Here is a 20937-nt window from a genome sequence, read left to right as displayed (position 1 = left end):
GGGGGGCCGTTCTCCTTCAGGTGCCGCGTCGTCATGCGGGTTTCACCGTCCGCGCCGGCCCAGGACGAGACGACCGAGGGGAGTCGGCACCACCTCCACGCCGGTGAAGCCGCCGGCCCGCAGTTCTTCGGCCAGGTCCTCCGCGCTCACGACGGGCGGGACCCCACGGCAGTCGGCGACGAGCGCGTCGAGGGACGCGCTCAGGCGGGCGGACGTCGAGTCGTCCGCCGACGGGGCGAGTTCCTGTACGAGAAGCAGTCCGCCGGGGGCGAGGGCGCGCAGGATGGTGGCGAGGGTGGCCTTCCGGGTGTGGCTCGGGAAGAACGCCTGTGCCCAGTAGCAGACACCGTGGACGGCTTCGTCGTCGAACTCCCGGGCGTCGATGTGCCGGATCTCCAGCCGGGAGGCGACACCGGCGGCTTCCGCCCGTTCCCGCAGTTCCTCGACGACGTCGCCGGCCCGCTCGATGCCGACCGCGCGCAGCTCCGGGTACGCCGTCAGAGTGCTGAGCAGGGCTCCGCCGACCCCGCTGCCGACATCCAGGAGAGGGCCGCCCGCGGCCAGCCGGTCGCGGTACTCCGGTATCTCCGCGTAGGCCATCCCGAACAGGGCGCGCGACGCGTCGGAGGGCCGCATGCCCCAGTCCCGGGCCACGACGAGCGCGTCCTCCCGCCAGTCGTCCGGCGTGCGTGGTGACAACGCCGAGCGGACCCGGTCGCGTGCCGCGTCGACGGCGTCGAGCGCGATGTCCGTCCGTACCCCGGACGGTCCGGCCTGGAGCGAGGCGAATTCCTCGGCCAGCACGAAGGAGGGTGCCACGTCCCCGGTCTCACGGACCACCCCGGCGGCGAGGAGCACCTCGACGACCCGAGAGGCACGCTCGGCGGGGACGCCGCTGATGCCCGCGAGTTCCTCGACGGTGACGGGCCGGGCCAACGCCTCCAGCCATCCCTTCGCCGCCGCCGCGTGCAGCAGGTCGAGCAACTCCGCGCTCTGCGCCCACTGCCGAAGACGCGCGCGGGCAGCCAGGGCCGCCTGGAGGACCTCAAGGTCCGGCTTCTCTCGACCCACCATGACTCCTCCGCTCGCCCCGGCCGACCGTGCACAGGACACGACTTAACCATGTTAAGGAAGAGGTGTTCAACAGCCCCGCCCCACCGGCCGGACCGCTCGCGGACGAAGTCTTCGGCCCACGCCATGAAAAAACCCCAGCTCACGGCGAGTGAGTCCTGGGGTTGATCCGAGCCCCCTGTCGGATTCGAACCGACGACCTACGCATTACAAGTGCGTTGCTCTGGCCATCTGAGCTAAGGAGGCACCGCGCGCGTACCCGCGCGGAGGCTGCTCCACTGTACACAGACCCCGTTTCGCTGAGCCAGGAAGTTCCCCGTCACCCCAGCTCGTACGTGAACGCGTACGCCACCGACGCCTCCCCGTGCCGGGCGGTGAACTCCCCCGTCCCGCGCAGCCCGGTCAGCTCCCCCGTCCCCGACCCGGCGATCACCTCGAAGGCGCAGTGCACGGTCCCGTCGGCGTCGAAGCGGCCGCGCTCCTCGACCGCGAAGGTGCCCTCACGGCCGTCGAGCCGGCCGGTCAGCAGCTCCACGCCGGTGAAGGTGCCGGTGGCGCCGGGGACGTGGACGACGACGTACTCGCAGACCGTGCCGGACGCCTCGATGCCGCCGGTGAAGCTGTTGGTCACGGACGCGCGGGCGACGCGGGGGCTCTCGTCGGCCGGGGTGAGCGGGTGCTCCTTCCAGTCGGCGGCGGTGAAGTGGCCGGTGGTGCGGGTGCCGGGCATGGCGGTGTCCTCTCCGTCGGTACGACGCGGTGCGGGACGACTCTGGACGCCGTACCTGACACCTCCTGTCAGGTACGGCCCCGCTCCGCCCACCATGGCCGCCATGCGCGCCGGCCGGCTCCTCTCCCTGCTCCTGCTGCCGCAGAGCCGCGGCCGGATGACCCGCGCCCGAACTCGCCGCCGAACTGGAGGTGTCCGTCCGCACGGTCTACCGGGACGTCGAGGCGCTCGGCGCGGCCGGTGTCCCGGTGGCCGCCGACCGGGGGCCCGCCGGCGGTTACCGCCTGATGGACGGTTACCGCACCCGGCTGACCGGCCTCACCGGCGCCGCAGCCACCTCCTGAGCGCTTCCACCTGGACGCCCCGGCGTGGTTCCGGGACGCCGACCCGGTGCCGTACCTAAAGGCGGTCGCGGGGGCGGTGTGGGACCAGCGCGCTGGGCCGGGGAGGTGGAGCGGGAGCTGCGCCCGCTGGGCCTCGTCCTCAAGGGCGGGATCCGGTACCTGGTGGCGGAGCAGCAGGAGGGGACGGTCCGTACGTACCGCGTCTCCCGGTTCCTGGACGCCGAGGTGACCGGCGAGGTCTTCGACCGCCCCGCCGGCTTCTCGCTCGCCGCCCACTGGGCGGAGTCCTCCCGCCGGCTGGAGGCCCGGCTGCACCGGGGCACGGCCCGGCTGCGGATCTCCCCCCGGGGCCGCACGCTGCTGCCGATGCTGTTCGGGGCGGCGGGCGCACGGGCCCTGGAGGGGGCCGGGCCGGCCGGCGCGGACGGCTGGGCGGAGGTGGAGCTGCCCGTCGAGACGGAGGCGGTCGCGGTCGGCGACCTGCTGCGGCTCGGCACGGAGGCGGAGGTGCTGGGTCCCGAGCCGCTGCGCCGGGCCGTGGTGGACACCGTGGCCGCACTGGCCCGGCGCTACGCGGGCCGCCCGCCGGGTTCCCCTGAAGTTCACACCGCCTCAGGTACTGACAGACCAGGTGAACGCGGGGTACCGTCCTGACCCAGTTCACCTGTGTGGCCTACACCAGGCACGAACCCGCACAACTGAACATCCACGGACACCGCGACGGCCCCGATCAGGGACCCCCGTCGTGGCACCACCTTCCTACAACGGATCGTCCGGCACGTTCCTGCCGGTAGAAGGGGGCCTTCCACCATGGCCACTGTCACGTTCGACAAGGCGACCCGGGTCTACCCGGGTTCCACCAAGCCCGCCGTCGACGGCCTCGACATCGAGATCGCGGACGGCGAGTTCCTCGTCCTCGTCGGTCCGTCCGGCTGCGGCAAGTCCACCTCCCTGCGCATGCTCGCGGGCCTGGAGGACGTCAACGGCGGCGCCATCCGCATCGGTGACCGCGACGTCACCCACCTGCCGCCCAAGGACCGGGACATCGCCATGGTGTTCCAGAACTACGCGCTCTACCCGCACATGACCGTCGCCGACAACATGGGCTTCGCGCTCAAGATCGCCGGCGTCAACAAGGCGGAGATCCGGCAGAAGGTCGAGGAGGCCGCGAAGATCCTCGACCTGAGCGAGTACCTGGACCGCAAGCCGAAGGCGCTCTCCGGCGGTCAGCGCCAGCGTGTCGCGATGGGCCGCGCGATCGTCCGTGAGCCGCAGGTCTTCCTCATGGACGAGCCGCTGTCCAACCTGGACGCCAAGCTCCGTGTGTCGACGCGTACGCAGATCGCCTCGCTCCAGCGCCGCCTGGGCATCACCACCGTCTACGTCACCCACGACCAGGTCGAGGCCATGACGATGGGCGACCGGGTCGCCGTGCTGAAGGACGGCCTGCTCCAGCAGGTCGACACCCCGCGCAACATGTACGACAAGCCCGCCAACCTCTTCGTCGCCGGCTTCATCGGCTCCCCCGCGATGAACCTCATCGAGGTGCCGATCACCGACGGCGGCGTGAAGTTCGGCAACAGCGTGGTGCCGGTCAACCGGGACGCGCTCAAGGCCGCCGCCGACAAGGGCGACCGCACGGTCACCGTCGGCGTCCGCCCCGAGCACTTCGACGTCGCCGAGCTGGGCGGCGGTGCCGCCGCCGGCCTGGCGAAGGCGGCCGCGGACGCCCCGGCCGGCCTCGCGGTCACGGTCAACGTCGTCGAGGAGACCGGCGCCGACGGCTACGTCTACGGCACGGTCCAGGTCGGCGGCGAGACCAAGGACCTGGTGGTCCGCGTCAACAGCCGCGCGGTGCCGGAGAAGGGCGCCACCGTCCACGTCGTGCCGCGGCCGGGCGAGACCCACGTCTTCTCGACCTCCACGGGCGAGCGCCTCTCCGACTGACGAGGTTTCGCGGGGAACATTCACCCGCGTTGACGAAAAGGGCCCTGCGGCCTTGCCGCGGGGCCCTTCCCGTTGTCGACAAATACCCCGGCACACCCGACGTTTCGACCCCCGTTCGTCAACCTCCCGCCCCCGCGGACCCCCTTCCCCGTCCCTCGAACCGGTGACTAAATGTCGCCAAATCATTACCGGACGCTACCCTCACTCGCGTGAAGCACTCCGTGAAGCACTCCACCGCCCTTAAGACGCGACGCGGCCGGGGACCCGCCCGCCGGATCGGCCGCTCCCTCGCCTTCGTCCTGCCCGTCGTCCTGGTGCTCTCCGGGACCCTCGCGGTCACCCGGGTCAACTGGTCGGGGGCACCCTCGAACTCGGTGCTCACCGCGTCGGACGTCACCGCCCCCGAGGCGTCCTCGCCCGCCGCCGCCCGCGCCCCGCAGGAGGTGCTGCGCGACCGGCTGCTGACCGAGTTGCAGGAGGAGGACCCGGGCGTCGCCCTCACCCACCTCCAGGAGGCCGTCGACGAACGCCCCGCCCTCGCCCGGCACTGCGCCTCCATCGCCCGCGCCCTCGGCCGGGCCGCGGTCCGCGTCTACGGCCCGACCCGTGCCCAGTCCTACTCCCGCCCGGTCTGCGACACCGCCTTCGCCTCGGGCGTCCTGTCCGCCCACAGCTGACCCGCGGGCGGGCCGGGTGCCCGGCGTCGCCCCCGGGGGCGCGGGGCCGTGACACCACGCGGCTCCGGCCGCCCGGACACGACCGGTCACGTACCGCCCGCCCCGCCGGACCCCGCGCCCCCTTGCCGGACCACGGCGTACGTCCCCGAGCCGCACCCCCGTAAAGTGCGGCTCATGACCGACCCGACCGTGTCCCGCCGCCCCACCCAGGCCGTCGTCCTCGCCGGCGGCCAAGGCTCCCGGCTGCGTCCGTACACCGACGACCGGCCCAAGCCGATGGTCGAGATCCCCGGCACGGGGACGCCGATCATCGGTCACCAGCTCGCCTGGCTCGCCGAGGAGGGCGTGACGGACGTGGTGGTCTCCTGCGGCCACCTCGCCGAGGTGCTCCAGAAGTGGCTGGACGACACCGACCTGCCGGTCTCCGTGACGACCGTCGTGGAACCCGAGCCGCTCGGCCGCGGCGGCGGCCTGAAGTACGCCGCCGCCCGCCTGCCCCACCCGGACCGCCCCTGGTACGCCACCAACGGCGACATCTGGACCCGGTTCTCGCTGCGCGACATGGCCGACTTCCACACCGAGCGGGACGCCGTCGCCACCCTCGCCCTGGCCCGCCCGCGACTGCCGTGGGGCGCCGTGCAGACGGACGGGTTCGGCCGCATCACCGACTTCATCGAGGCGCCCCCGTCGACGTTCGAGATCAACGCGGGCGTCTACGTGTTCTCCCCGGCGTTCGCCGCGATGCTCCCGGAGCGCGGCGACCACGAGCGGACGACGTTCCCCCGGCTGGCCCGCGAGCGCCGGCTGTCCGGCTTCCCGATCCCCCAGGGCTCCTACTGGCGGGCGATCGACACCGCGAAGGACCTCACGGAGGCGGCGAAGGAACTGGCCGCGCTGAGCCGTTGACCACCCGTCCGTAAAGCGCGGACGACAAGCCCGAGGGCCCCGCACCTCCGTGATCCCTGGAGGTGCGGGGCCCCTGTGTGTACGTCCGTCCCGTGCGGTCAGCCCAGCAGGCCCCCGACGAGACCGGGCCGCCCGGAGGAGGTCGTCCCGCCGTCGCCGCCGCCACCGGTCTCCGTGCCGGAGCCGGTGCCCGTACCACTGGTCGCGGCGGAGCCGCCGCCCGTGGTGGCGCCGCCGCCCGTCGGGCCGGCGCTGGTGCTCGGGGCCTGTCCGGCCGGGTCGGACCGGGGCGGCGGGGCCTGCCCGCCCGTGGCTCCCTGGGTCTGGCTCGGCGCACTCCCCGTCGCGGCACCGTCGGTGGTGCGGGTCGCGCCCGGCGTGGCCGCCGCGCCGCTGGGGCCGGTCGTCGTCCCGGAGGTGGCGCCCTGGGTCGGCGAGGTGGACGCCTCGGGGCTGCCGTCCCGCCGCTCACCGGGCTCCTCGGGCAGCGGCGAGCCCGGCAGTTCGTTGCGCGGGCTCTCGCCCGGCCCGGGGACGACCACCCGGTCCGCGTCCCGCACGGCACCGCCGAGGAGCGAGCCGACCAGCAGGGTCACGCCGGTGACGAGGAAGGTGATCAGGGCACCGCGGCGCAGCACGTAGCGGCGCAGGTCCCAGATGTCGGAGCGCGGGCCCAGCCGCCGCCAGGCACCGCCCGCGAGCCGGCCGTCGACCGAGTACACCGGCGCCCCGGCGATGACCAGCGGCGACCAGGCGGCGAGGTAGATGATGTCGGGGGCGTCGTAGACGGGGACGCTCTTCCAGCTCACCGTGAGCAGCAGGGCCGCCGACAGGAACGCGCCGACCGCCGCGACCACCCGCTGCCAGCAGCCGAGCACGGTCAGGACGCCGACGATGACCTGGAGGAAGGCGATGACCAGCCCGGAGCCGACCGGGTGGGCGAGGGCGAACTGGCGCAGCGGCTCGGCGACTTCCCACGGGTGCAGCGTGTTCAGCCACTTCACCATGGAGCCGCGTTCGCCGCCGTCGAAGTAGACCGGGTCGCAGAGCTTGCCCATGCCGGCGTAGACGGAGATGAAGCCGAGGAAGACGCGCAGCGGGAGGAGCACGACGCCCAGGTTCATCCGGCGGCCGGGATAGTAGGCGTGCCGCGCGGGGTCGTCGGCGTACCGCCCGGAGCGGGGTCCGGCCGGTTCGAGGCCGTCGTCCGCCTCGTCCTCGTAGGCGCCGTACTCGTCGTCCGGGTAGGGCGGTCGCCCGAAGCCGGGTTCGTCGTAGGCGCTGCCGACGGTGCGCATGGCGGGGAGCAGCCGGGTGCCGTCCGTACCGCCGCCGGTACTGCCGCCGGTACTGCCGCCGGTGCGCTGGGCGCCGACGACGGGGGTCGGGAGCGTCTGGGTGGAGCGGTCGTCGTACTCGCCGTACTCGCCGTACCCGTCGTCGTAGCCGTCGCCGGGCGGGCCGCCGGCGTCGACGTGCGGGATGACCTGGGTGGCGCCGGTGTCGGCCGGGGCGGCGCCGGCCCGTACGGCCTGGAGCAGCCGGTGGGCACCGGTGTCGTCCGGGTCGGACCGGCCGCTCCAGACGACGGGACGGCGGCGGGCGGGCGCGGCCGGGGCGCCCGTCCGCCCGTCCTTGCCGACGACGGGGATACGGGCGGTGTCCTGGGTGGCGCTCAGATGCCGGGTGATCCGCGCGGACCTGGTCCGCCCCGCCGAGGTACCCAACTGCACGCGGAAACTCGCGTGGTTGACGATGACCTCGGCCGGATCGCTCGGCACCTTCACCATGCTCAGCGCGGGAGCGTCGTCGATTCCCGACGAGCGGTCCCCCGTGGGTGTGCGGGGTGTTCTGGTGTCCACACTCATCTAACCGAGTGACGTGACGTTAGGACACTGCTTTGACCCGCCGAGTCTGTCCGGACCCCGTCAAGATCACCCGCACCACCGGCACCACCCGGTGCCCGTCAGGAACGCCTGCGGGCCGCCTCGTAGAGCACGACGCCCGCCGCCACACCGGCGTTGAGCGACTCGGCGCCGCCCGGCATCGGGATGCGCACCCGGAAGTCGCAGGTCTCGCCGACCAGCCGGGACAGTCCCTTGCCCTCGCTGCCGACGACGATGACGACGGGCCCCGCCAGGGCCTCCAGCTCACCGACCTCGACCTCCCCGTCGGCGGCCAGTCCGACGACCGTGACACCGGCCTTCTTGTACTGCTCCAGCGCGCGCGTCAGGTTGGTGGCGCGGGCGACGGGCGTACGGGCGGCCGTGCCGGCGGACGTCTTCCAGGCGCCCGCGGTCATCCCGGCCGCGCGCCGCTCGGGCACGACCACGCCGTGCCCGCCGAACGCGGAGACGGACCGGACGACGGCGCCGAGGTTGCGCGGGTCGGTGACCCCGTCGAGGGCGACGATCAGCGCGTCCTCGCCGTCGTCGGCGGCGGCGTCGAGCAGGTCCTCGGGGTGGGCGTACTCGTAGGGCGGCACCTGGAGCACGAGCCCCTGGTGGTTCAGCCCGTTGGTCATGCGGTCCAGCTCGGGCCGCGGCGCCTCCATGAGGTTGATCCCGCCGCGCTCGGCGGCGAGCTGGAGCGCCTCGCGTACCCGCTCGTCGCTGTCGATGAACTGCTGGACGTAGAGCGTGGAGGCGGGCACGCCCCCGCGCAGCGCCTCGACGACGGGGTTGCGGCCGACGACCATCTCGGAGGCCGACCTGCCGCCGCGCCGCGCCTGCGTGCGCCCCTGGGCGCGGCGGCTCTTCGCGGCGGCGGCGCGCTGCTTGACGTGTCCCTTGCGCATCTCGGCGGGCGGCGTGGGCCCCTTGCCTTCCAGGCCCCGGCGCCGCTGGCCGCCACTGCCGACCTGCGCGCCCTTCTTGCCGGACATGCGGCGGTTGTTAGCGGCCATGAGTACGTGTCTCGCTCTCTGATGTCTGTCAGTACGTCTTATGCAGTGTGCCGCCCGGGGGGCCGGGCGGCACAGTCGATCTTCGGTTGAGGGTGCCGGTCAGCGGGGTCCGACGCTCCAGCGCGGCCCCTGCGGGCTGTCCTCGATGACCAGCCCGGCCTGTCCGAGCCGGTCGCGGATCGCGTCCGCGGTGGCCCAGTCCTTGCGGGCGCGCGCCGCTTCCCGCTGGTCGAGCACGAGGCGTACGAGGCTGTCGACCACGCCGTTCAGGTCCTCGCCGCTCTCGGTCTCGCCGGCCCAGCGGGCGTCCAGCGGGTCCAGGCCCAGCACCCCGAGCATGGCCCGCACCTCGGCGAGCCGCGCGACGGCGGCGTCCTTGTCGTCGGCGGCCAGCGCGCTGTTGCCCTGCCGGACGGTGGTGTGCACGACGGCGAGCGCCTGCGGGACGCCGAGGTCGTCGTCCATCGCCTCGGCGAAGGCGGGCGGCACCTCGGCGGCGGGCTCGACGGTGGTGCCGGCCAGTTCGGCGGCGCGCTGCACGAATCCCTCGATCCGGGCGAACGCCGTCTCGGCCTCGCGCAGCGACTCCTCGCTGTACTCGATGGTGGAGCGGTAGTGCGGGGTGCCGAGGTAGTAGCGCAGCACGATGGGCCGCCACTGCTTGACCATCTCGCTGACGAGCACGGAGTTGCCGAGCGACTTGGACATCTTCTCGCCGCTCATGGTGACCCAGGCGTTGTGCACCCAGTAGCGGGCGAAGGCGTCGCCGAACCCCTTGGCCTGGGCGATCTCGTTCTCGTGGTGCGGGAAGATCAGGTCGATCCCGCCGCCGTGGATGTCGAACTCGCGGCCCAGGTACTTGTGCGCCATGGCCGAGCACTCCAGGTGCCAGCCGGGCCGCCCCCGGCCCCACGGCGTCTCCCAGCTCGGCTCCCCGGGCTTGGCCGCCTTCCACATGGCGAAGTCCCGGGGGTCGCGCTTGCCGGACTCGCCCTCGCCGGAGGGCTGGCGCAGGTCGTCGAGGTCCTGGTTGGACAGCGCCAGGTAGCCCGGCAGCGACCGTACGTCGAAGTAGACGTTGCCGTCGGCCTCGTAGGCGTGGCCGCGCTCGATCAGGCCGCGCATCATCTCGACCATCTCGGTGATGTGGCCGGTGGCGCGCGGTTCGTAGGTGGGCGGCAGGCAGCCGAGGGCGGCGTAGGCGTCGTTGAACGCCCGCTCGTTCTCGTAGCCGATGGACCACCAGGGGCGGTTCTGCTCGGCCGCCTTCTTGATGATCTTGTCGTCGATGTCCGTGACGTTGCGGATGAACGTGACGTCGTAGCCGCGGTGGGCGAACCAGCGGCGCATGATGTCGAAGTTCAGCCCCGACCGGATGTGCCCGATGTGCGGGGCGGCCTGCACGGTGGCGCCACACAGGTAGATCGAGACGCAGCCCGGCGTGAGGGGGGCGAAGTCACGGATCTGCCGGGCGCTGGTGTCGTACAGCCGAATAGTCACGAGTCCAGGGTAGTGGCCCGCGGGCAGTGCCCCAGGACTTTCGGGAACCCCGACGGCCGGCCTGGCCGGCGGCGGGCGGGCGGGGCCCCGCCCGCCCGGGGCGGGGACCCCTTCTGCCGGCCGGGTCAGGCGGGCGGGTGGGCGGCGGCCGGGTCGGAGACGACCAGTGCCGTCGCGACCGCCATCAGCCCCTCCCCCCGGCCCGGGAACCCGAGGCCGTCCGTCGTCGCGCCGGACACCGACACCGGCGCCCCGACCGCGTCCGACAGCACCTGCTCCGCCTCGGCCCGGCGCTTGCCGACCTTGGGCCGGGCGCCGACGACCTGGACGGCGACGTTCCCGATCCGGAACCCGGCCGCGCGCACGATCCGCGCGGCCTCCGTCAGCAGCGTCACCCCGGACGCCCCGGACCACTGGGGCCGGCCGGTCCCGAAGTGCTGGCCCAGATCCCCGAGCCCGGCCGCCGAGAAGAGCGCGTTGCACGCCGCGTGCGCGACCACGTCCGCGTCGGAGTGCCCGGCCAGTCCCGGCCCCTCGCCCTCCCACTTCAGCCCGGCGCACCACAGCTCGCGCCCGTCCTCGAAGGCGTGGATGTCGGTCCCGACGCCGACCCTCGGCAGGACCGGGAGGGTCTCCCGCACGGCGTCAGAAGCCATCGTTCAGCCTCCTGCGCGCCACGACCGCCTCGGCCAGCACCAGGTCCAGCGGGCGCGTCACCTTGAACGCCTCCTCGTGGCCCGGCACCACCATCACCGTCAGTCCGAGCTGCTCCACCATGCTGGCGTCGTCGGTCACGTTCTCCGTCACCTCCGCGTGGGCCCGCACCAGCACCCGCCGGTCGAAGCCCTGCGGCGTCTGCACCGCCCGCAGCCGCGCCCGCTCGGGCGTCGCCACCACCGGCTCGGCGCCGCCCGGCGCCTCGGCCGGCGCGACCTCCTTGACCGTGTCGGCGAGCGGCAGCGCGGGCACCACCGCCGGGGCGCCCTCGCGCACCGCCTCGATGACGGAGTCCACCGTGTCGACGGGCACCAGCGGCCGGGCCGCGTCGTGGACGAGGACGACGTCGTACTCGGGCGGCAGCGCGTCGAGGCCGAGCCGTACGGACTCCTGGCGGGACTCACCGCCCGGGACGACCACGAAGTCGGTGCGCTCGGGCAGGGCGTGGGCCGCGAGCAGGGTCTTGACCTCGACGGCTCCTTCGGGCGGCGCCACGACCACGACCAGGGAGACCGCGCGGGAGGCGGCCATCGCGCGGACCGCGTGGATGAGCATCGGCGTGCCGCCCAGCGTGCGCAGGGCCTTGGGGGCGCCGGGCCCGAGGCGCACGCCCCGTCCGGCAGCGGGGATGACGGCGGCGGTACGGGCCCCGGCGGGGCTGGTCACAGGGGTGTCCGCGGGCGAGGGACGCGATTCGTCAGACATCGGTTCCTGTCAGGTTTGTGTGCTGGCCTGGCGTGGGTATGGCCCTGGGAGTGCCGGGCGCGACGCCTTGACCGGACCCTTCCGTGACACTGGTCGAGGCAGCTGCCCGGGCCCGGCACACCAGGACTCGGGGGAGGTCTCAGGAATTCCCCCGGGGTGAGCGTACGGAAAGCACCGTGCGGAAGGCACCTGGGTACGGACATGCCGCAGTGCCCGCGACGGCAAAGACGTCATCGGGCACCGCGGCATTTCATGTGCGGAACCGAGTGGTTCCGCCGTGCTTCAGGAGCCGTACTTCAGGAGGAGTGCCTCAGGAGGCGAGCACCTCGTCGAGCAGGGCTTCGGCCTTGTCCTCGTTGGTGTTCTCCGCGAGAGCCAGCTCGCTCACCAGGATCTGGCGGGCCTTGGCGAGCATGCGCTTCTCACCGGCGGAGAGTCCGCGCTCACGCTCCCGGCGCCACAGGTCGCGTACCACCTCCGCGACCTTGATGACATCGCCGGAGGCGAGCTTCTCCAGGTTTGCCTTGTAGCGACGCGACCAGTTCGTGGGCTCCTCGGCGTACGGCGCGCGCAGCACCTCGAAGACCCGGTCCAGCCCGTCCTGACCGACCACATCACGCACGCCGACGAACTCCGCATTGTCCGCTGGCACACGTACCGTCAGGTCGCCCTGGGCGACCTTCAGCACCAAGTAGGTCTTGTCCACGCCTTTGATCTGGCGAGTTTCGATAGCCTCGATCAGCGCGGCCCCGTGATGGGGATAGACCACGGTGTCGCCAACCTTGAACGTCATGTGACAGGTACCCCTTCCGTGGCTATCCAGGGTAACACGGAAACGGCGGGTTCTGAATGGCGTTTTCGCAGGTCAGGGCATATCTCGGGGCTTGACAACAGCAACCGGGACGTGCTGCGCGGGCCGACCGGAAGAAGGTATTCGCAGGTCGGAGCGGCTCTTCGGGGCGGGCGAAACACCGGCGTCACACACCTCCGGAGGCCCCGCCGAGCGGCCGAACGTCCCCTTATGTCCGGTTCCATGCGTGCGACTTCCGCTACTCCGTTCGGTGCCCCGGGGTGCTTCCGGACGAATCCAGAATTGATCACGACACGTTCGCACTACCCGGCCCGTGATCAATTTCGCCGTCGCCCGCACATTCCTTCACGGAAAATGTGTGGTCCGTTCGGCCGGTGGTATGCCGGGAGGGTTCTCCGGGGGCTTCTTATGTGAATGACGGGGCGCGGATGGCTCAATGTGACTGGTGTGGCCGGTGTGGCGCGGGTGGTCTCGCGGGCCCTCAGGTGGCCTCCGTGATCCGGGGCACCGAAGGACCGCCGGGCCGCCCTCCGGGCGAAGCCGGAGCCCAGGGGGGAGGGTCGGGTGCGGCGGCGGGCGACCCGGTCGGTAACCTGAAGCCGCTGACCATCACTTAGGGCGGCTTTATCCGTTGCCGCCGCCTCGACGAGTCAAGGAGTTGCCGCCGCCGTGAGCAGCAGCCTTCGACGCGGCGCCCTCGCCGCCGCCGCCATCGCGTTCTCGATCGCCTCGCTCGCCGCGTGCGGTGCCGGCAACAACGCCCAGACCTTGCAGATCAAGCCGGACAACGCGGCGACGACCGTCGGCGACATCAAGATCCAGAACGCCATCGTCATCACCCAGCCCGACCCCGAGTCGACCGGCCCGGCCGCCGTCTCCGCCACCCTCTTCAACAACGGCTCCACCGAGCAGACGCTGGAGTCGGTCCGCGTCGACGGCACCGGCAAGACCGCGGAGCTGAAGCCGGTCGAGGGCAAGGAGCTGACCGTCCCGGCCGGGGGCTCCCTGATCATCGGCGGCGAGAACAACGCCGCCGCCGTGCTGACCGACGGCGGCGAGGCCGTCCAGGACGGCGACGCGCAGAAGATCACCTTCACCTTCAGCAAGTCCGGTGACGTGAGCCTGAAGGCGTTCGTCGTCCCGGCCGAGAGCTACTTCACCTCGTGGGGCCCGAGCGAGGTCCCGACCGCGCCGGACGCCACCGAGAACCCGGCGACGTCGTCCGCCTCCCCCGACGAGGAGACCTCCGAGCGCCAGGACGGTGACGCGTCGGGCGACCCCGGAGCCGAGTCCTCCGTGTCGGGCACCCCGACGGACTCGGCGTCCGCCAGCGTCTCCGCGGACGCGGACGCTGACACGGACGCGGACACCTCCGGCCACTGAGCGCCGTACGCCGAAGGGCGGGACACCCGGCACCGGGAGTCCCGCCCTTCGGCGTGGCGCGTGGTCCGTGGCGGTTTACGGCTCGAACTTGTAGCCGAGGCCGCGGACCGTCACCAGGTACCGCGGCGCGCCCGGGTCCGGCTCGATCTTGGCGCGCAGGCGCTTGACGTGGACGTCGAGGGTCTTGGTGTCACCGACGTAGTCGGCGCCCCAGACCCGGTCGATGAGCTGCATCCGGGTCAGTACCCGGCCGGCGTTGCGCAGCAGCATCTCCAGCAGGTCGAACTCCTTCAGCGGCAGGTCGACCTTGGCGCCGGCCACGGTCACCACGTGCCGGTCGACGTCCATCCGGACGGGCCCGGCCTCCAGGGCGGCCGGGGTGACCTCCTCCGGCTCGCCGCGGCGGCGCAGTACGGCGCGGATACGGGCGACCAGTTCGCGGGTGGAGAAGGGCTTGGTGACGTAGTCGTCGGCCCCTATCTCCAGGCCGACGACCTTGTCGATCTCGCTGTCCTTGGCGGTCACCATGATCACGGGGACGTTGGAGCGGGACCGCAGCTGACGGCAGACCTCGGTGCCCGGCAGGCCGGGCAGCATCAGGTCGAGGAGGACGAGGTCGGCGCCGTTGCGCTCGAACTCGTCGAGTCCGTCGGGGCCCGTGGTCGCGACGGCGACCTCGAAGCCCTCCTTGCGGAGCATGTACGACAGGGCGTCGGAGAAGGACTCCTCGTCCTCGACGACGAGCACACGGGTCACGGAAGGACCTCCGGGGCGGGAAGCGTTTGGTACGGGGATGGAGCAGGGGGTGTGGCGGGTGCGGCGGGTGTGACTGGTCCGGCGGGTGTGGCGAGTGCGGCTGGTGCGGCGGGGGACGCGACGGAGGAAGCGGTGGACCGGTCGTCCGCCGGGCCCTCCCTGTCCTGCCTCTCCTGCGTGTCCTCCGCGGCCTCAGCACCCTCCGTGTCGGCCGGGTCGGCCGGGTCCGCCATGTCCTCGGCGTCGTCGGTGTCGTCGTCGGCGAGTCCGAAGCGGTCGGGACGCTGCCGCGCGCGGACGCGGGCCGAGCCCGCTTCCGGCAGCCGCAGGGTGAAGGTGGAGCCCTGGTTCTCGGCGCTCCACACCGTGACCTCCCCGCCGTGCGAGGCGGCCACGTGCTTGACGATCGCGAGACCCAGGCCGGTGCCGCCGGTGGCGCGGGACCGGGCCGGGTCGACGCGGTAGAAGCGCTCGAAGATGCGCTCCTTGTCCTTGTCGGAGATGCCGATGCCCTGGTCGGTCACGGCCACCTCGATCATGTCACCGCCGGAGGCGGAGACGCGACGGGCGGCGATGCCGACGCGGGTGCGGGCGGGCGAGTAGTTGACGGCGTTCTCGACGAGGTTGCCGAGGGCGGCGGCGAGCTGGCCGCGGTTGCCGTGCACCCGCAGGTCCGCGGTGCCGCCGGCGGCCATGGTGATCTGCTTGGTGCCCGCGGCGTGCCGGCAGCGGTCGATGGCCTCGGCGACCAGTTCGTCGACGCGGACCGGCTCGGCGTCCTCCAGCGGGTCGTCGTTCTGGACCCGGGAGAGGTCGATCAGTTCCTGCACGAGGTTGGTGAGCCGGGTGGCCTCGATCTGCATGCGCCCGGCGAAGCGGGTCACGGCCTCGGGGTCGTCGTAGGCGTCCATGACGGCCTCGGACAGCAGCGAGAGCGCGCCGACGGGCGTCTTCAGCTCGTGGCTGACGTTGGCGACGAAGTCGCGCCGTACCGCCTCGATGCGCCGGGCCTCGGTGAGGTCCTCGACGAGGAGCAGCACCAGGCGGGAGCCGAGGGGGGCGACGCGCGCGGAGACGGCCAGGGCCTCGCCCCGTCCGGTGCCGCGCCGGGCCAGGTCCAGCTCGACCTGGCGTATCTCGCCGTCCCGCCGGGTGTCGCGCGCCATCTGGAGCATCGGGTCGACGGCGAGCTTGCCGCCGCGGACCAGGCCGAGGGCGTACGCCGCCGAACTGGCCTTGACCACCGCGTCCTCCTCGTCGAGCACGACGGCGGAGGACCTCAGGACCGACAGGACGGTGTCCACACCCGGCGGGAGCACCGGGTCCGTGTGCAGCGAGGTGCGGGTGGGGCGCTTCTGGTCGCGCTCGCTCCAGCGGAACGCGAGCGTGGCGATGACGCCGGTGAGTGCTCCGGCGATCGCTGCCATTGCGGCGACCGCCGCGTTCACGTCCATGCGTCCAGGTTAGGCATGGGGTGTGGCCCGGCCGAAGCCATCGGGGTGCGACCTCGAACACTCGTCGCCCAGAGTTCACCTTGCAGCCAGTGCCGATTCATTTGAGATGCCGGAAACGGACGCGTACGAGCCGGAACGTGGCAGCGTGGGAGTCAGGACCCCCTGACAGGAGCCCCCTGACAGGACGTACGAGAGGGAACCGAAGATGCGGGACGCGTACCACGAGGAACTGGATTCGATCGGCGACGGACTGGTGGAGATGGCCCGGCTGGTCGGGTCGGCGATCGGGCGCGCCACGACCGCCATCCTCGACTCGGACCTGAAGCTCGCCGAGAACGTCATCGAGGGCGACCAGAAGGTCGACGACCTCCAGCACGACCTGGAGGCCAAGGCGATAACCCTGCTGGCCCGGCAGCAGCCGGTGGCGACGGACCTGCGGATCGTCGTGACGTCGCTGCGGATGTCGGCGGACCTGGAGCGCTCGGGCGACCTGGCGCAGCACGTCGCGAAGCTGGCCCGGCTGCGTTACCCGGAGCGCGCGGTCCCGCAGGACCTGCACGCCACCATCCTGGAGATGGGCCAGCTCGCGCAGCGCCTGATGGCGAAGGCGGCCGAGGTCATCATCACCAAGGACGTCGACCTGGCGCTCCAGCTGGAGCAGGACGACGACGAGATGGACCTGCTGCACCGCACGCTCTTCCAGCACCTGATGGAGGAGAAGTGGAAGCACGGCATCGAGACGGCCGTCGACGTGACGCTGCTGGGCCGCTACTACGAGCGGTACGCGGACCACGCGGTGGCCGTGGCCAAGCGGGTGGTGTACCTGGTCACCGGTGAGCACGCGGACGAGATTCAGCCGGACATCCAGCCGGTGACGGGGGTGGAAGGGGCCTGAGCCCCCGGTGGATCGGCGCGCGGTGGGGCGTGCCGGCGGCTGGGACGCGCTCCTGACAGGGCGTGCGGGGGCCGCGCCGGGGCGTGCGTCGGCGCCTCTGTGCGCCGTTGATGCGACCGCCGCCCCGGGCTTCCAATGGGCTCAGGCACCACTCTCAGGAGGGACCATGGCCGAATCCCCCAGCACGACGCCCGACCCCGCGCGGGAACGCCGGACCGAGCAGCCCACCGACATCAGGAGCCTGCCCCTGATCGCTTCCTGCGGCTGCGGCTCGGGCTGCGGCTGCGGTTGTCAGTCGGGCAATCCCTGCCAGTGCGGCTGACGGTACGGAAGTGAAGGCGGAGGGCCCCGGTGGACGCCGGGGCCCTTCGCCGTACGGCGTGGGGGGGCGCCCCGGCCTCCGTAGGGACGCGTCGGGGAAGAGAGCGCACCATGGAAGAGGGGCGAACGGGAGAGGGACGAACGGAACAGGGGACGACCGCACACGGACGCAGGAGGTGCGAGGCCATGGCTCGGTTCATGGACGTCCATCACGGGATGCACGGCATCACCGCCGACCAGCTCCACCAGGCACACCAGGCGGATCTGGCCATCGAGAAGGACGAGGGCGTGCACTTCGCCCGGGCCTGGGCGGACCCGGACTCCGGCACGGTCTACTGCCTCTCCGAGGCGCCGTCCGCGGACGCGGTCCAGCGCGTCCACACCAGGGCGGGCCACCGCGCCGACGAGATCCACGAGGTGCCGCTCACGGCGTGACGGGTACGGGAAGGCGAGTAGTGCTGTTTCAGGCCTTCCACGCGGGCGGCGGGCCCGGCGTCGACGATGGGATCAGATCTGGGTCCGCGTCCGGGGCCGCGGCTGGGTCTGGGTCTGGGTCTGGGTCTGGGTCTGGGGCGGGAAGGACGCCGGCTCCTCGTCCGCCGGGAAGGTCCAGTCCTCCTCCGGGCCCAGGTCCGGAGTCAGGAAGGGGTTGGTCACCGGCGGCGGCGAGGCCGCGGTGGCGTGGCTGTACGCTCCCTCGGGAGCGGAGAACAGCGAGGTCGAGTCGATGAGAGTTCTCCCGTTCGTGTAGCGGTCGGTCGCCGCGGTCCTAGAGCTTGCTCATCTTGGCGTAGGGGCTCAGGATGCGCTGCCGGGCGGAACCGAAGTCCACGAGCGCCGCGATTCCGTCTTCGATGCCGATGACCCGGCCGAGGCCGTACATGTCGTGTGTGACCTGGTCGCCGACGGCGAACTCCTTGAGCGGCGGTGCGACCGGTGCCTTGAAGGGACTGGTGGGCAGATGGCGCTTCAGTGGCTTTGTCATTGACCTCAGTATGACCCGACCCCACGGGCTGCGGGGCCCCGGCGGAGCACGGGAACGCCTCAATCGCCGTCGATCAGCCCGGTGACCTGGCCTCGACGGCGTGACATCGGGGTGGTTTCCGCCGTCCGAGGCCGGTCACGTCCGTGGTCAAGTTCCGCCGGGTCACAGCTCCGTCCCAGCGGGGCACCGGGTCCGGGCCCCGTCACCCAGGGCCGGCCAGGGCCGCCCGGGAACTTTGTCACAGGGATGTCCTGACGGGCGGCCGGGTGGAACGCGGCTACGGGTCCGACGACTCCTCGTTGTCAGAAACGCCCGCTCGTACCGGCTCCGACTCCGACTCGGACCGAGCAGCGCCACCGCGTCCCACCGAGACCGAGGAAGAAAACGATGCGCGTTCGCAAGCTCACCTTCACCGCCCTGGCCCTCGCCGCCGGCCTCTCGCTCACCGCCTGCAACGGCGACGACAGCGCGGCACAGAGCAGCGGGACGTCCACGTCCTCCGCGTCCACCGCGGGCGGCGGTTCCGCCGAGGGGAGCGGGCAGGGCTCCGCCGGGAAGTCCGCCACGGACCAGGGCACGGCCACCGGGACCGGCTCGGACACGAGCGCGGCGTCCGGGAACTGCGGCACCGACGCGCTGGAGATCACCGCGTTGGACGCCACCAGCACCGGTGACCCCGAGGGAATGGTCGCGGTCACGTTCAAGAACGGCGGCGGCCAGGACTGCACCCTGTCCGGCTACGCGGGCGTCGACCTCAAGACCAACGCGGGAGACCTGTCAGCCGAGCGCACCGGCCAGGACTCCGACCCCGTGACCCTCGCGGACGGGGAGTCGGTGTCCTTCGGCATCACCTACCCGGTCAACGACTCGGGCGGCTCCGGCGTCCGTATCACCGGCCTCGTGGTGACCCCGCCCAACGAGACCAAGTCGGTCACCCTCGACTGGCCGGGCGCCGCCTCCCTGCCCGTCACCGACGGCTCCGGCGCCACCGTCAAGGTCGGCCCGATGGGCAGCGCGGGCCAGGGCGGGGCGAGCTGAGGCGAAGTCCCTGAACTCCCCGTCCCGGCCACTGCCCGCCGGGGCGGGGAGGAAGCGGAAGGGGCCGCTCCCTTCCTGCAACGCTTCCTAGGACGCTTCCTACGACGCCGAAGCGTCCGTCCGCCGGCGTGCCGGGGTGGAGAAGGCGGCGAACGCGGTGTCCAGCAGCGCACCGAGGTCCTCTTCGCCGCCGCTCGCACTCCACTTCCCGAGCACGATCCACAGACACTCGAGCGCCGCCGCGGCGCGCACGTCGGCGATGACCGATCCCCCTCCGGCGCCCGCGTCGGCGTCGTCACCGTCACCGGCATCGGCACCGTCACCGGCATCGGCACCGGAGGTCGTCTTCCGCAGCCGGGCGACGATCTCCGGTCGCCATCCGGTCTGCTTCTCCCGCAGCCGCGCGCACAGAGCCGGGGTCCGGTCGATGAGACCGAGGATCGTCACAAGCTCCTGGACCTCGCGCACGAGGAACGTCACGGCCGCCTCCAGAGCGCCGCGCAGCCTGCCCCAGTCGTCCTCGCCGGCCCGGTCGGCGTCCAGCGCGTCGGTGATGACGTCGCCGACCGGGTCGAAGACGAACAGGACCACGTCCTCCTTGGTCCCGAAGTAGCGCAGGAAGGTGCTGCGCGACACTCCGGCGGCCTCGGCGAGGTCGGCGAAGGTGACCTGGTCGAAGCCGGTGAGACAGAACCGGTTGAACGCCACGCGGGCCAGCTCCGCCCGCACCGCGTGCCGGCTGATCTCTCGGGTACCGACGGGTGCCGCACTCATGGACCCAAGCGTACTCCGTCACACTCGTTTGCCTATCTGCACCCAAGTTCCTAGGCTGATACTCAGTGTCAGCCGCGATGCCGAGCGTCGCGGCGCCTTCACGGCCGACGGCCCGTCACGCGCCGGCCCACGCGACAATGGAGCAGCCCCATGAGTTACGACGACCTCTCCGCCCTGACGATCGATGTCTCGGACGGCGTCGCGACGGTGACGATCGATCACCCGCCGCTCAACCTGATGGACGCGGTCCTGCTGCCGTCCCTGCGGGCGTTCCTCGCCCGGGTGCGCGACGACGCCGGCGTCCGCGTCATCGTCTTCGAGAGCGCCGACCCGGAGTTCTTCGTCGCGCACGGCGACATGGCCTACCTCACCGACCCCGACGCCCTGCCCGCGGCCACCCGCGCCGCGCTCGCGGCCGCACCGGACACGCCTCTTCCCGAGGACCTGAACATCCTCCAGGCGATGAGCGAGGAGGTCCGCTCACTGCCGCAGGTCACCATCGGCAAGCTCGCGGGCTTCGCTCGCGGCGCGGGCAACGAGTTCTTCATGTCCCTGGACATGCGCTTCGCGGCGATCGGCAAGTCGGGGCAGGCGCAGCCGGAGTCCTTGATGGGGATCCTCCCCGGAGGCGGCGGCACGGTGAACATGACGCGCCTGGCGGGCCGGGCCCGCGCGCTGGAACTCATCCTCGGCGCCGAACTCGTGGGCGCGGAGCTGGCGGAACGATACGGCCTGATCAACCGCGCGCTGCCCGCCGATGAAATCGACGCGTTCGTCGACACCCTGGCCCGGCGGATCGCCGGCCTGCGACCGCAGGTGATCTCCATCACCAAGGCCGCGGTCGACGCGGTCGCGCCTCCGATCCCTCACGCGGCGTACGCCGTGGAGAACGAGGGCCTGTTCGCGGCGTTCGGCGACGAGGTCACCGAACTCGCCCACAAGCTGGTCGCCGCCGGCATCCAGACCCGCGAGGGCGAACGGCACCACGAGCGCATCGCCAACAGCATCTGACACGACG

General features: G+C 72.3%; 21 protein-coding genes, 1 tRNA gene and 1 pseudogene. 9 read left to right on the top strand and 14 right to left on the bottom strand.

The genetic code is table 11. The annotated features are described in order from the left end of the window. Nucleotides 1–42: 42 nt before the first annotated feature. The 3 genes from ACZ3IG_RS31235 to ACZ3IG_RS31225 form a co-directional block, all read right to left on the bottom strand. On the bottom strand, nt 43–1074 hold the full coding sequence (locus ACZ3IG_RS31235; protein WP_467436259.1) for a methyltransferase domain-containing protein: 1032 nt from the start codon (nt 1072–1074) through the stop codon (nt 43–45). Nucleotides 1075–1243: 169 nt separating this feature from the next. After that, a tRNA-Thr gene (locus ACZ3IG_RS31230) sits at nt 1244–1317 on the bottom strand. Nucleotides 1318–1390: 73 nt separating this feature from the next. Beyond that, on the bottom strand, nt 1391–1801 hold the full coding sequence (locus tag ACZ3IG_RS31225) for a DUF3224 domain-containing protein (RefSeq protein ID WP_467436258.1): 411 nt from the start codon (nt 1799–1801) through the stop codon (nt 1391–1393). 103 nt (nt 1802–1904) lie between these two features. Between ACZ3IG_RS31225 and ACZ3IG_RS31220 the strand changes: the two are divergent. From ACZ3IG_RS31220 to ACZ3IG_RS31205, 4 genes and pseudogenes are all read left to right on the top strand, one after another. After that, nucleotides 1905–2799: pseudogene (locus ACZ3IG_RS31220) on the top strand (helix-turn-helix transcriptional regulator). Nucleotides 2800–2955: 156 nt separating this feature from the next. Continuing rightward, nucleotides 2956–4092 carry a diacetylchitobiose ABC transporter ATP-binding protein MsiK gene (gene msiK, locus ACZ3IG_RS31215; RefSeq protein ID WP_467436256.1) on the top strand — a complete coding sequence of 379 codons (1137 nt, stop codon included), beginning with the start codon at nt 2956–2958 and terminating at the stop codon, nt 4090–4092. Between the two features lie 221 nt (nt 4093–4313). Then, complete coding sequence (locus ACZ3IG_RS31210) at nt 4314–4769, top strand: hypothetical protein (RefSeq protein ID WP_215166172.1); 456 nt, start codon at nt 4314–4316, stop codon at nt 4767–4769. Nucleotides 4770–4943: 174 nt separating this feature from the next. Beyond that, nucleotides 4944–5675 carry a nucleotidyltransferase family protein gene (locus tag ACZ3IG_RS31205; RefSeq protein WP_467436254.1) on the top strand — a complete coding sequence of 244 codons (732 nt, stop codon included), beginning with the start codon at nt 4944–4946 and terminating at the stop codon, nt 5673–5675. A 98-nt stretch (nt 5676–5773) separates the two neighbouring features. Here ACZ3IG_RS31205 and ACZ3IG_RS31200 read toward each other — a convergent pair whose 3' ends face one another. From ACZ3IG_RS31200 to ACZ3IG_RS31175, 6 genes are all read right to left on the bottom strand, one after another. Further along, nucleotides 5774–7543 (bottom strand): DoxX family protein, encoded by a 1770-nt coding sequence (locus ACZ3IG_RS31200; protein ID WP_467436252.1) that lies wholly within the window; start codon nt 7541–7543, stop codon nt 5774–5776. A 98-nt stretch (nt 7544–7641) separates the two neighbouring features. Next, nucleotides 7642–8580, bottom strand: a complete 939-nt coding sequence (gene rlmB / locus ACZ3IG_RS31195) for a 23S rRNA (guanosine(2251)-2'-O)-methyltransferase RlmB (RefSeq protein WP_215166165.1) — start codon at nt 8578–8580, stop codon at nt 7642–7644. A gap of 99 nt (nt 8581–8679) precedes the next feature. Further along, nucleotides 8680–10080 carry a cysteine--tRNA ligase gene (cysS, locus tag ACZ3IG_RS31190; protein ID WP_467436250.1) on the bottom strand — a complete coding sequence of 467 codons (1401 nt, stop codon included), beginning with the start codon at nt 10078–10080 and terminating at the stop codon, nt 8680–8682. Nucleotides 10081–10205: 125 nt separating this feature from the next. Then, nucleotides 10206–10736: a 2-C-methyl-D-erythritol 2,4-cyclodiphosphate synthase gene (ispF, locus tag ACZ3IG_RS31185; RefSeq protein ID WP_467436248.1), complete on the bottom strand. Its 531-nt coding sequence runs from the start codon at nt 10734–10736 to the stop codon at nt 10206–10208. Then, a complete protein-coding gene (gene ispD, locus ACZ3IG_RS31180; protein WP_467436246.1) occupies nt 10726–11502 on the bottom strand; it encodes a 2-C-methyl-D-erythritol 4-phosphate cytidylyltransferase in 777 nt (258 codons plus the stop codon). The genes ispF and ispD overlap by 11 nt, the downstream gene beginning before the upstream one ends. Nucleotides 11503–11812: 310 nt before the next feature. Continuing rightward, on the bottom strand, nt 11813–12295 hold the full coding sequence (locus ACZ3IG_RS31175; RefSeq protein WP_003953493.1) for a CarD family transcriptional regulator: 483 nt from the start codon (nt 12293–12295) through the stop codon (nt 11813–11815). Nucleotides 12296–12982: 687 nt separating this feature from the next. Here ACZ3IG_RS31175 and ACZ3IG_RS31170 point away from each other — a divergent pair. Next, nucleotides 12983–13696: a copper chaperone PCu(A)C gene (locus tag ACZ3IG_RS31170; RefSeq protein ID WP_467436244.1), complete on the top strand. Its 714-nt coding sequence runs from the start codon at nt 12983–12985 to the stop codon at nt 13694–13696. 75 nt (nt 13697–13771) lie between these two features. On the opposite strand, the gene phoP is transcribed toward ACZ3IG_RS31170, so the two are convergent. Then, nucleotides 13772–14452, bottom strand: a complete 681-nt coding sequence (gene phoP, locus ACZ3IG_RS31165; RefSeq protein WP_215166158.1) for a two-component system response regulator PhoP — start codon at nt 14450–14452, stop codon at nt 13772–13774. After that, on the bottom strand, nt 14449–15906 hold the full coding sequence (locus tag ACZ3IG_RS31160; RefSeq protein WP_467436242.1) for a sensor histidine kinase: 1458 nt from the start codon (nt 15904–15906) through the stop codon (nt 14449–14451). Before ACZ3IG_RS31160 ends, phoP begins: the two co-directional genes overlap by 4 nt. 205 nt (nt 15907–16111) lie before the next feature. Between ACZ3IG_RS31160 and phoU the strand changes: the two genes are divergently transcribed. Next, the gene (phoU, locus tag ACZ3IG_RS31155; RefSeq protein WP_467436241.1) at nt 16112–16801 is read left to right on the top strand and encodes a phosphate signaling complex protein PhoU; all 690 of its coding nucleotides are present in this window, start codon (nt 16112–16114) and stop codon (nt 16799–16801) included. A 507-nt stretch (nt 16802–17308) separates the two neighbouring features. Continuing rightward, nucleotides 17309–17557: an SCO4226 family nickel-binding protein gene (locus ACZ3IG_RS31150; RefSeq protein ID WP_467436240.1), complete on the top strand. Its 249-nt coding sequence runs from the start codon at nt 17309–17311 to the stop codon at nt 17555–17557. A gap of 72 nt (nt 17558–17629) precedes the next feature. Here ACZ3IG_RS31150 and ACZ3IG_RS31145 read toward each other — a convergent pair whose 3' ends face one another. Both ACZ3IG_RS31145 and ACZ3IG_RS31140 read right to left on the bottom strand, forming a co-directional pair. After that, nucleotides 17630–17779, bottom strand: coding sequence for a hypothetical protein (locus ACZ3IG_RS31145; RefSeq protein WP_467436239.1), 150 nt, complete (start codon nt 17777–17779; stop codon nt 17630–17632). Nucleotides 17780–17891: 112 nt separating this feature from the next. Next, nucleotides 17892–18107: a hypothetical protein gene (locus tag ACZ3IG_RS31140; RefSeq protein WP_215166151.1), complete on the bottom strand. Its 216-nt coding sequence runs from the start codon at nt 18105–18107 to the stop codon at nt 17892–17894. 387 nt (nt 18108–18494) lie between these two features. On the opposite strand from ACZ3IG_RS31140, the gene ACZ3IG_RS31135 reads away from it, so the two are divergent. Continuing rightward, nucleotides 18495–19145, top strand: a complete 651-nt coding sequence (locus tag ACZ3IG_RS31135; protein ID WP_467436238.1) for a DUF4232 domain-containing protein — start codon at nt 18495–18497, stop codon at nt 19143–19145. Nucleotides 19146–19244: 99 nt separating this feature from the next. On the opposite strand, the gene ACZ3IG_RS31130 is transcribed toward ACZ3IG_RS31135, so the two are convergent. After that, nucleotides 19245–19919 (bottom strand): TetR family transcriptional regulator, encoded by a 675-nt coding sequence (locus ACZ3IG_RS31130; protein ID WP_467436236.1) that lies wholly within the window; start codon nt 19917–19919, stop codon nt 19245–19247. Nucleotides 19920–20069: 150 nt separating this feature from the next. Here ACZ3IG_RS31130 and ACZ3IG_RS31125 point away from each other — a divergent pair, with 150 nt between their 5' ends. Next, a complete protein-coding gene (locus tag ACZ3IG_RS31125; protein WP_467436235.1) occupies nt 20070–20930 on the top strand; it encodes an enoyl-CoA hydratase/isomerase family protein in 861 nt (286 codons plus the stop codon). The last annotated feature ends 7 nt before the right edge of the window (nt 20931–20937 follow it).

Source organism: Streptomyces sp. NPDC016677, assembly GCF_055562815.1.
This window is presented reverse-complemented; position numbering and strand designations above follow the sequence as displayed.